This is a genomic window from Pseudomonas sp. GM102, assembly GCF_000282555.1.
In the GTDB taxonomy this organism is placed as follows: Bacteria; Pseudomonadota; Gammaproteobacteria; order Pseudomonadales; family Pseudomonadaceae; genus Aquipseudomonas.
This window is the reverse complement of record NZ_AKJB01000116.1, coordinates 85,288-94,626: the sequence shown is the minus strand read 5'-3', so window position 1 is coordinate 94,626 and position 9,339 is coordinate 85,288. Positions and strand designations below refer to the sequence as shown.

Below are 9,339 nucleotides of genomic sequence, written 5' to 3'. Positions count from 1 at the left end.
CAGCTGCGCCACCGCCAGCTGCGCCACCGCCAGCTGCGCCACCGCCAGCTGCGCCACCGCCAGCTGCGCCACCGCCAGCTGCGCCACCACCAGTCACACCGCGACCGCCGCTCTGGTATGCCGGTAGTGCGTACATCTTCACAAGTTCAGACCGGCGTTGAGAGAGCTTAACCAACTCGGCTCTGAGGCTGTCTTTTTGATCTGTACTAAGGCCAAGGTCGCTGCTGAGTATGGAGTTCTGTATTCGCTGAATCTCTGAATCGATAGAGCCTAGCATCTCATCCTTTGTAATCAGTCTGCTTGCGTCTTGTTCGGATGCTTTGTTTACAAGTGCAGAGAGTGCGACTGTAATTGAACATAGATTATGGTAATAAATAGCGTCGGAAACGGCCATGTGGTATGTGTAGGTAGTTTCACTTTCTTGGAATTTAGTTGAAATTCTTGCACGCAGGGTTTCCCGAGATATTTTGATTTCCTTGACAATGTTGGGCATCAAAATACCAGAGAATAGTTCGTCATTTATTGATTGAGCTGTTGCAGATGTAACAGCAGAGACGCCGGCCAAGTTCTGTCCTGCTCGCCCTGCTACAATTGCCGCAGCTGTAGCAGTAGCGGTTGACCAAAATCCCAAAGCAATATTGGTGTTGGCCCTTTTACTGTCAACAGCCTCAATAAATTTATTGCAGTTGATGTCTGATTTTGCCATCAGGCGTGATAGCACCTTATTTCTATTACTCAGTCCCAAGTCTGTTTGGTTGAACAAATCCTCTAGGCTTTCTGGCTTCAAACTCCCCTCGTCTATAATGTCGTTGGACCTGCCGGACTGGACAAGCTTCAGTTCGTCTATCGCTGTTGAAAATTGCTTTGGGTTAGGGATCGAGCATCCAGAGAGTATTAAGGCGATTGGTATTATTATTTTCTTCACAGCGATCTCCATATCTGCGTGTGTGCTGGGAGCGATGGCTATCAGTGGCTAGGCGCTTAGCCCTCAAGCCTGGATGATGGCACAGTGCCAAGGGTAGTCCAGTGCCATGTCGTCGTCCATCGGATCGCCGAAGATCTCTCGGGTGATAACCGGAGCACAAGAATCATGGCACTATGTTCTGTGCGAAATCCTTTGAAATCGCCGTCAGCGCACTTGAACACCGATATTCGGTAGAGTTCGCGCCCATCGAAGGCAGGAGACCACGATGGCTAAGCGGTATGAAATCCCCAACGGGCCCGGGAGTTGGTTGCTGAGACACCCTTTCTGTGGGGCGAAGGCATCAGTCGTGATGCATTGCTCCTGCAGGACTTCGCGCGGGTGTTGGCGATTCCGCTGCGCGATGGCTGCGATTTGCTGGATGTGATGGGGCGGCGCTTGTAAGCGCAGGTGTAGTCGCCGCAATGAAGATGGGCGACCTGAAGAGGTCGCCCATTTGCTTCATCTTCTGGAGTCTTCCGCGCAACACACCTTCATGACCCCGTCATTCAGGTCTATGTCACCTCAAGCATGAAGGATTAAACTGCTGCAGATTTTCTGCTTCCTAAACTCAAGGATGAAACATGATTCCACCCTCATTTTCCAGCGCGTGGGCGGCATCTCAACGGATTTACGACACCGTCAATCCATCTGAAAAAGTTGCGACAGTCATTGGCGGCAATGTTGCAATGAACATTAACAGCCGTGATCCGGCCCTAAGGTGGGTCAACACGTGCGCGGTACGTATGAGTTATATCCTCAATTACTCCGGCTCACTCATACCGCGAATAGTTGGCGAAACCGTGTCTGGCGCTGACAAGCGCTGGTACTTTTATCGCGTCAAAAGCCTGATTGCCTATCTGGAACAGCAATGGGGAAGTGCCGAGACGGTCAAATACCCAGCCGCAGATGGCGGCACCCTGGCAGGCCGGAAAGGGCTTATTTTGTTTGAAGTTTCTGGCTGGTCGGACGCTCAGGGGCATGCCACATTGTTTGACGGGAGAATGTGTTATGACCACTGCTATTTCAATGAGCCGGGTATGAACTATCAAACCGACCGCGCAAACTTCTGGAGTTTGTCTTGATGAAATATTTGACTGCGGTCTTGGTACTGGCTTGGGCTACCGCGCCTTCCAACAGTTGGTCCAAGGATGATCCGACCAACTCCCCACAGGCAGGCGGGCGCACCTACGCGCAAAATTACAAGGATATGGTGCTGGCAGACTGCATCGCTACAGCCTACAAGAGCGAACCTAAAGCCGCCCAGGACGCCGGAAGCAGTGCCAGTGCGCTTATGGACTGGACCTATTTCGATCTGGAGCAAGCACCTCAAGCCGGTAGACCTCTGGTTGACCAGTTTCTGGCTCGTGTTTATCACAATCCACTGGTCGAATCAGAGCGTCAAGGCGTTCGCTTTGAGCTGCTCAAATGCCTGGACCTGTATCACAGCAAAGAGTTGGACAGCCAGGTCAGGCAATTGGTCATCAACCCCCAGCATACCTATCGTCAGGACAACCCGCCGCGCCCCCAAAAGGAGTGACCCTGCACTGCGATTGACGATGAGCAGCCGTAACGATGATGGCAGCTGAACCAACGCTGTCACTCAGCAATGTTTCATCAAGTTTGACGGGCTTGCGGCATAGGATGATGACCTAAGGTCGTGTTGCCATGCTTCTAGCCCAAGGGAACTGAAAAATGATCCTGAACCTCTTCAAAGTCGTGCTGATCGCCGGTGCTTTGCTCTTGAGCGCCTGTTCGGGTGTGAGCACCAGCACGTGCTTCTCAGCAGATTGCCAACAGTTTGATGGCCATAGCGCCAACAAGGTGAACTTTGGTGGGAGCGCTATCGGTAACAGCTTTAATGAATACAGCTCAGGGTTGCTGCACGACTAAGGAGTGACGCAACGGCTGGGGTGTTTTCGCCGTTGCGTGATTTACCTGATGCTTCGTGAGTTCTGGTTTTGCGACTGCTGCGCAGCCGGACGCAGGCTTCGCCAGCTGCTACATGGAATGGATAGCAGCGGGCTATTTACCCTCTGGCACCGCTATCCACTGACCCAGAATTTTCTGGTAATTCCCCGTCACCTTGGCCAAATGCAGCCACTGATCGACATACAACTTCCAGCTAATGTCATCGCGCGGCAGCAGGTAAGCCTTCTCCCCATACTGCATAAATTGCGTCGGGTTAACCGCGCACAGACCTGGTTTGAGTTTCTGCTGGTACAGCGCTTCCGAAGCATCGGTAATCATCACATCAGCTTTCTTATCCAGCAGCTCCTGGAAGATGGTCACGTTGTCGTGAAGCTTCAATTGCGCTTTGGGCAGGAAGGCGTGGACGAAGGCTTCGTTGGTGCCGCCGGCCGGTTCGACCAGGCGAACCGAAGGTTGGTTGATTTGTTCGATGCTTTGGTATTTCGCCTGATCTTCGCAGCGCACCAGCGGGATTTTGCCGTCGACATCCAGGGTGGTGCTGAAGAAGGCTTTTTTCTGGCGTTCCAGGGTGACGGAGATGCCGCCGACGCCGATGTCGCATTTGCCCGCGAGCATGTCGGGCATCAGGGTTTTCCAGGTGGTCTGGACCCACTCAACCTTCACGCCCAGGCTGTCGGCCAACGAGCGGGCCATGGCGATGTCGATCCCCGAGTATTCGCCGTCTTCACCTTTGAAGGTATAGGGTTTGTAGTCGCCTGTGGTGCAAACGCGCAGTTGGCCTTGTTGCAGGACGGTGTCGAGATGGGAAGGGCTTTGCTCTGCCTGAACGCCGCAGGCTAACGCGAGCAGGCCACAGAGCATCATGGTGCTTTTTATGGTTTTCATTGTTATCGGGCTTTTGTGATGGAGTGGGGTTCAAGCGGGAGTCAGTGTAGTGAAAGCGCTTCTCGGCTGTCATCCACTGTCCCAATACCCCATTCACTCCAGCGCGTGATACGTGTCAGGCAAGGCCCGACACGTATCTCTCCACATTAGTTGATTGTTAAAGCGACAAAGACCTTGAAGTCTCAAGATACGCTTCAATGCAGTTGGTAGCAGAGTGGATTCTTACTCCCTTGAGTATATTGAGTGGCGGGTTTTCCCAAAGTTCTGATGCAGCGATGGGAAGGACGGGCTGTATAACAATCCCTTTGGGCGGATCAGCAACAAAATCAAAGTCTTGAATGCCGTCTGGCGGAAACTGAATATAGAACCGTGGCTCCAATCTCGGGTTTGTCCATCCAGCAGAACCCACCAGACCAATTGCCGATATATGTAGCTGCGGTGGGTTTGATTTAAGTAGTTTTAAGTCGACATCCACCACTTTCAGTACGTCAGCCATTTTCGATCTCCTTTCGATAATTGCGCCGCATTTTCACCTTGGCGCTTGGGTGTTGAACCCCATGGCTTGAAATCTGGTGGTTAGACGCTAGTAAAGGACTCTCACCCTGTCCACTGACTGCCTGGCCGGTCATCGGATGCTTCATTCCCTACAGAGCGTCCATCTGCGGACTCAACGTCCCCAACCAGGCCACCAACCCCACAATCACCACCGCAGCCGCTAACTCCACCACCACGCTACGCCGCAACGCATTAGTGGCGACGGCGTATTGCCCGTCCCGCAACGATCGCTCCAGTAACGGCCCAAGGTGAAACCGGTTCAACGCGGCAAGTACAAGCATCCCGGCAAACAGCACCACTTTGATAAACAGCAAAACCCCGTAAGTACTGAGAAACACCTCATCCAGCTTCGGCCCAACGATGAACAGATAATTCACAACCCCCGTCACCGTGATGAGCACCACGATGACCGCGCCAATCACCTCAAATCGATTAACAGCGCGAGCCAACAACTTGATGCGCGCTTCGGTTTGCAGCGCATTAATCTTCGCCATCAACGCAAACGCCATCAATGCGCCAAGCCAGGCCCCTGCCGTCAGCAGGTGCAGAATGTCCACCGTGAAATGCCAGAAACGACGACTGCCTTCATCCATCGCCCCGTGCCCGCTCCAGGCCAGGCTGGCGAGGGCGACACCGCCAGCAAAAGCCGCGACCAGCAAACTGAAACCAGGCGCACGGAGCATCACCGCTAAACCAGCAATCACCAGCGCAACGATGCGAACCACACACGCCAACCCTACGTCCGTTTCAAGCACCATCATCTCGATGTGCGGACGCAGCTCGGCGAACTCCGATTCCCCGCTCATGGCACTCGCCATCATCACCATGCTGGCGACGGACAGCAGCGCACCCAGCACTGCCGTCCCCGCCAACATCGACCGAAACGGCAATACCGCTCCCGACAGCCGTTCCCGTCCTTTAAGGCTGTACAGCCCAAAGAGCGCCACCCCAAACAACAGCATCAAATCCACATACAACGCAAAGCGCAGGGCAATGCTGACCGAGTCGCTCATCAATCACTTCACTTTGAACGTAACGTTGCCGGTGATCGGGTGAGTGTCCGAAGACACGGCGCGCCATTCGACTTTGTAGCTGCCGGTGGGCAATGGCGAGAGCGGGGTGATGACCATGGTTTTCGGGTCGCTGCCGCCGGAAACTTTGGCCTTCATGGGCATGGGCGAGTGGGCCATGCCGGGCATTTCGGTCATGACCAGTTTGGCGCCGGAGAACTGGGTCACGAGGTTTTCGGAGAAGTGCAGTTCGATGTTGCTCGGCGCTGCGCCGTCCGCGCCTTCGGCCGGGGTGGAAGAGAGCAGTTTTGGGTGGGCTTGAGCCAGTGCGCTCATGAGCAGCCCGGTTGAAAGTGCGATGGCAACAGCGGTGGTTTTGATGGTGCGCATGCAAGGCCTCTTACCGCTTTAAGCGGTTGGTTGTTAGGTTTTTGAGTTAAAGCGTTTAGAACCACAACCGAACGCCGAGCACGAGGCGGGCTTCGCTGCGGTCCTCGCCTTCGTCCTTGGCGTAATCGGCGGTTTTGCCGTAGGTGCGGTTCCAGGTCACGCCAATGTAGGGCGCGAATTCCCGGCGGATTTCATAGCGCAGGCGCAGGCCGGCTTCGGTGTTGGACAGCCCGGAGCCGATGCCCCGTTGCGGGTCGTTTTTGCCGTAGACGTTGAGCTCGGCGGTCGGCTGCAAAATCAGTCGGTTGGTGAGCAGAATGTCGTAGTCGCCTTCCAGTCGTGCGGCGGTTTGGCCACCTTCACCGATGAAGGCCGTGGCCTCGGCTTCGAAGTTGTACAGCGCCATGCCTTGCACGCCTAGGGCGGCCCAGGTTTGTGGGGCGCCGGGTTTGAAATCCTGGCGCACGCCGGTCACCACGTCCCACCAGGGGGAGATGGCGTGACCCCAGAGGGCCTGGACTTCCGCGTCTTCGGTTTTGCCATTGACGCGTTCGCCTTCGGAGCGCAGCCACAGGCGATCGATGTCGCCGCCGATCCAGCCGGACAGATCCCAGGCCAACGCGCTGCCGTCGTCGGCGTCTTGCCATTCGAGTTTGTCGGCGAGGAAGTAATAGTTGAGCGCGGTGTCATGCACATTGTGGCCGGCGGGGCTGGCGTACACGGCGGCGCGGTCGGCGTCGGTCAATACCGGGATCGGTGTGCGGCTTTGGGTTGGCGCGGCGGGCTGCATCTGGCCGTCGTCCATGCTCTGCATTTGGCTGTGATCCATGCCCTGCATCTGGCTATGATCCATGCCCTGCATGTCGTCGGTGGCGGCCATGGCCGAAGAAGCCGTGAGGCCAGCGAGTGCCAAAGCGAGGCGGGTAGAGCGATTCAGTCTGGTCATGGGTAGCGCCTCATTCTTCCACGCGAACTTCACGGAACATGCCCATTTCCATGTGGTACAGGAGATGGCAGTGATAGGCCCAGCGACCGAGCGCGTCGGCGGTGACCCGATAGCTGCGTTTTGATCCCGGCGGCATGTCGATGGTGTGTTTGCGCACCATGAACTGGCCGTTCTCGTCTTCGAGGTCGCTCCACATGCCGTGCAGGTGAATGGGGTGAGTCATCATCGTGTCGTTGACCAGCACCACCCGGATTCGCTCGCCGTACTTGAGGCGCAGCGGTTCGGCGTCGGAGAACTTCACGCCGTTGAACGACCAGGCGAATTTCTCCATGTGGCCGGTGAGGTGCAACTCGATGGTGCGACCGGGCTCGCGGCCATCCGGGTCTTCGAAGGTGCTGCGCAGGTCGGAGTAAGTCAGTACGCGACGGCCGTTGTCGCGCAGGCCCAGGCCCGGGTCGTCGAGTTTCGGTGAGGTGCTCATGGCTTGCATGTCCACCAACGGGTTGTCTTTTTCCGTGTCGGGATGGGATTGCATGCCGGCCATGGCGCCCATGGCCATGCTGCTGTGATCCATTCCGGCCATGCTGTCCATGCCCTGCATGTCACCGCCGTCCATGCCCGACATGCCAGGCATGGCGCTGTGATCCATACCCGCCATATCGCCGCCCATGCTGCCGTGATCCATCCCACCCATGCCCATGTCATCCATGGTCACCAGCGGTCGCGGATCCAGCGGAGGAACCGGCGCCGATAACCCGGCCTTCGCCGCAAGGGTGCCTCGCGCATAACCCGTTCGGTCCATCGACAGCGCGAACAGGGTGTAGGCGTCCTGGGTCGGCTCGACGATCACATCGAACGTCTCCGCCACTGCGATGCGGAACTCGTCGACGCTCACCGGTTTGACGTGCAGGCCATCTGCGGCGACCACGGTCATTTTCAAACCCGGAATGCGCACGTCGAAGTAGGTCATCGACGAGCCATTGATGAAGCGCAGTCGCAGCTTTTCGCCGGGGCGGAATACCCCCGTCCAATTCATGTTCGGCGCCTGGCCGTTCATCAAGTAGGTGTAAGTGGCACCGCTGACGTCGGCCAGATCGGTGGGGTTCATCTTCATCTCGGCCCACATCTTGCGATCGGCAACTGTCGAGCCCCAGCCTTTCTCGCTGACGTCGTGGATGAAATCGCCCACGGTGCGCTTGTGGTAGTTGTAGTAATCGGATTGTTTCTTGAGTTTTTTCATCAGACCGACGGCGTCTTCGTCGGTCCAGTCGGTGAGCATCACCACGTAATCACGGTCGTACTGGAAAGGCTCCGGTTCCTTGGCGTCGATCACCAATGGCCCGTAAACCCCGGACTGTTCCTGAAAGCCGGAATGGCTGTGATACCAGTAAGTGCCGTTTTGCCGGACCTTGAATTGGTAGACGTACATCCCGTCCGGCTCGATGCCGTGAAAGCTCAGCCCTGGCACCCCGTCCATGTTGGCGGGCAGCAAGATGCCGTGCCAGTGGATCGAGGTGCTGTCCTTGAGTTTGTTCTTCACTCGCAGCGTGACCGTGTCGCCTTCACGCCAGCGCAGCAAGGGGCCGGGAATGCCGCCGTTGATGGTCATCGCTGTTCGAGGGTTGCCGGTGATGTTGACCGGGGTTTCGCCGATGAACAGGTCGAAGTCGGTACCGACCAGTACGCTCGGTTCGCCGGGGCTGGTGACCGCCCAGACCGGCGTGCGCCACAGCCCGAGGCCAGCAAGAACCCCGCCTGCGGCAAGGCCCTTCACGAAGGTGCGTCTTGAGGTGTTGGAATGCATGCCGTTTTTCCCATCCGTCAGCCTGATGAAGCCCTCAAATCCATCCTGAGCGGAGGGAGGAGAACTTAATGAGGTGAAGGCTAACGGGCGGCGCCTTTCAGCAGACTGAGGCCAAGATTACATTTCTGACAGTTTCACTCTGTGTTTAATGACTTCTGTTCGGCTTGGACGAGTCCGCCACGGTGGCGTTACCGCAATTGATATACGAGGAAGACTTCAACCAGCGCTGATCCGGATAATAAGAAAACAACAGCTGCCCATCCTTCATCGAGTCGATCAACTGATGTGCAATCGCAGGCCTCACCGCTGGGCAACCCAGGCTTCTGCCAATCCGGCCATTCGCTCGCGCCAGATCCGGACTGACATAGGGCGCGCCATGAATAACGATCGCCCGCTCGAAAGCATTGTCGTTGAAACCCGGCTCCAAACCTTCCATGCGCAACGAATAGCCGTTCTGCCCGATATAGCTGGACTGGGTTCGGTACAAACCCAAGCTGGTGGCGAAGCTGGCATTGCGGTTGGAGAACTGGCGGGCCATGTTCTCGCCACTGTTGCGACCGTGGGCGACCAGTTCGTGGAACAACAACTTGCGTTGTTTAAGGTCGAACACCCAAAGACGCTGCGCGGTCGAGGGCAGGGAATAATCGATCACTGCTAGTCTTTGAGCCGGGGCCGCACTCCGGGCCCGGCTGCATTGGGAAGCGCGTACGGCCAAGGCAATTACCTTGGCGTTGGCATTGGGGGCCGCTTTGATCAGCGCGGCTTCAAGCGAATCGGCGTAGGCTGCCGGTAAGGTAAAAGCGGTCAGCAACAGGGCCGTCATTAAAAAGCCGAAGCGGTCTAGGGCCATATGCAA

Annotated in this window: 12 protein-coding genes; 4 read left to right on the top strand and 8 right to left on the bottom strand. The window is 56.5% G+C overall.

The features are described 5' to 3' along the window. Positions 1-925: hypothetical protein (locus PMI18_RS31135; RefSeq protein WP_007906074.1), on the bottom strand; the 925-nt coding region annotated here is incomplete at its 3' end. Positions 926-1,228: 303 nt separating this feature from the next. Here PMI18_RS31135 and PMI18_RS31130 point away from each other — a divergent pair. The 4 genes from PMI18_RS31130 to PMI18_RS04260 all read left to right on the top strand — a co-directional run bounded on the left by PMI18_RS31130 (position 1,229) and on the right by PMI18_RS04260 (position 2,854). Next, complete coding sequence (locus PMI18_RS31130) at positions 1,229-1,366, top strand: hypothetical protein (protein ID WP_157221689.1); 138 nt, start codon at positions 1,229-1,231, stop codon at positions 1,364-1,366. A gap of 179 nt (positions 1,367-1,545) precedes the next feature. Next, positions 1,546-2,046, top strand: coding sequence for a type VI secretion system amidase effector protein Tae4 (locus PMI18_RS04250; protein ID WP_007906063.1), 501 nt, complete (start codon positions 1,546-1,548; stop codon positions 2,044-2,046). Continuing rightward, positions 2,046-2,501, top strand: a complete 456-nt coding sequence (locus tag PMI18_RS04255) for a type VI secretion system amidase immunity protein Tai4 (protein ID WP_007906061.1) — start codon at positions 2,046-2,048, stop codon at positions 2,499-2,501. The genes PMI18_RS04250 and PMI18_RS04255 overlap by 1 nt, the downstream gene beginning before the upstream one ends. A gap of 155 nt (positions 2,502-2,656) precedes the next feature. Then, on the top strand, positions 2,657-2,854 hold the full coding sequence (locus PMI18_RS04260) for a hypothetical protein (RefSeq protein WP_007906058.1): 198 nt from the start codon (positions 2,657-2,659) through the stop codon (positions 2,852-2,854). 132 nt (positions 2,855-2,986) lie between these two features. On the opposite strand, the gene PMI18_RS04265 is transcribed toward PMI18_RS04260, so the two are convergent. The 7 genes from PMI18_RS04265 to PMI18_RS04290 all read right to left on the bottom strand — a co-directional run bounded on the left by PMI18_RS04265 (position 2,987) and on the right by PMI18_RS04290 (position 9,333). Beyond that, positions 2,987-3,778, bottom strand: a complete 792-nt coding sequence (locus tag PMI18_RS04265; protein ID WP_007906056.1) for a transporter substrate-binding domain-containing protein — start codon at positions 3,776-3,778, stop codon at positions 2,987-2,989. Positions 3,779-3,935: 157 nt separating this feature from the next. Beyond that, on the bottom strand, positions 3,936-4,274 hold the full coding sequence (locus tag PMI18_RS0129825) for a hypothetical protein (protein ID WP_033036851.1): 339 nt from the start codon (positions 4,272-4,274) through the stop codon (positions 3,936-3,938). Positions 4,275-4,422: 148 nt separating this feature from the next. Continuing rightward, a complete protein-coding gene (gene copD / locus PMI18_RS04270; RefSeq protein WP_007906055.1) occupies positions 4,423-5,346 on the bottom strand; it encodes a copper homeostasis membrane protein CopD in 924 nt (307 codons plus the stop codon). 3 nt (positions 5,347-5,349) lie between these two features. Continuing rightward, the gene (gene copC / locus PMI18_RS04275; protein ID WP_007906054.1) at positions 5,350-5,733 is read right to left on the bottom strand and encodes a copper homeostasis periplasmic binding protein CopC; all 384 of its coding nucleotides are present in this window, start codon (positions 5,731-5,733) and stop codon (positions 5,350-5,352) included. 55 nt (positions 5,734-5,788) lie between these two features. Then, a complete protein-coding gene (locus PMI18_RS04280) occupies positions 5,789-6,679 on the bottom strand; it encodes a copper resistance protein B (protein ID WP_007906053.1) in 891 nt (296 codons plus the stop codon). Positions 6,680-6,689: 10 nt separating this feature from the next. Continuing rightward, a complete protein-coding gene (locus tag PMI18_RS04285; protein ID WP_007906048.1) occupies positions 6,690-8,483 on the bottom strand; it encodes a copper resistance system multicopper oxidase in 1,794 nt (597 codons plus the stop codon). 145 nt (positions 8,484-8,628) lie between these two features. Then, positions 8,629-9,333, bottom strand: a complete 705-nt coding sequence (locus PMI18_RS04290) for a murein L,D-transpeptidase catalytic domain family protein (RefSeq protein WP_007906046.1) — start codon at positions 9,331-9,333, stop codon at positions 8,629-8,631. Positions 9,334-9,339 lie beyond the last annotated feature (6 nt).

Excerpts from the sequence above, each read along its gene's own strand:
- PMI18_RS04250 (WP_007906063.1), top strand. The coding sequence starts at position 1,546 with ATGATTCCACCCTCATTTTCCAGCGCGTGGGCGGCATCTCAACGGATT.
- PMI18_RS04255 (WP_007906061.1), top strand. The coding sequence starts at position 2,046 with ATGAAATATTTGACTGCGGTCTTGGTACTGGCTTGGGCTACCGCGCCT.
- PMI18_RS04260 (WP_007906058.1), top strand. The coding sequence starts at position 2,657 with ATGATCCTGAACCTCTTCAAAGTCGTGCTGATCGCCGGTGCTTTGCTC.
- PMI18_RS04265 (WP_007906056.1), bottom strand. The coding sequence starts at position 3,778 with ATGAAAACCATAAAAAGCACCATGATGCTCTGTGGCCTGCTCGCGTTA.
- PMI18_RS0129825 (WP_033036851.1), bottom strand. The coding sequence starts at position 4,274 with ATGGCTGACGTACTGAAAGTGGTGGATGTCGACTTAAAACTACTTAAA.
- copD (WP_007906055.1), bottom strand. The coding sequence starts at position 5,346 with ATGAGCGACTCGGTCAGCATTGCCCTGCGCTTTGCGTTGTATGTGGAT.
- copC (WP_007906054.1), bottom strand. The coding sequence starts at position 5,733 with ATGCGCACCATCAAAACCACCGCTGTTGCCATCGCACTTTCAACCGGG.
- PMI18_RS04280 (WP_007906053.1), bottom strand. The coding sequence starts at position 6,679 with ATGACCAGACTGAATCGCTCTACCCGCCTCGCTTTGGCACTCGCTGGC.
- PMI18_RS04285 (WP_007906048.1), bottom strand. The coding sequence starts at position 8,483 with ATGCATTCCAACACCTCAAGACGCACCTTCGTGAAGGGCCTTGCCGCA.
- PMI18_RS04290 (WP_007906046.1), bottom strand. The coding sequence starts at position 9,333 with ATGGCCCTAGACCGCTTCGGCTTTTTAATGACGGCCCTGTTGCTGACC.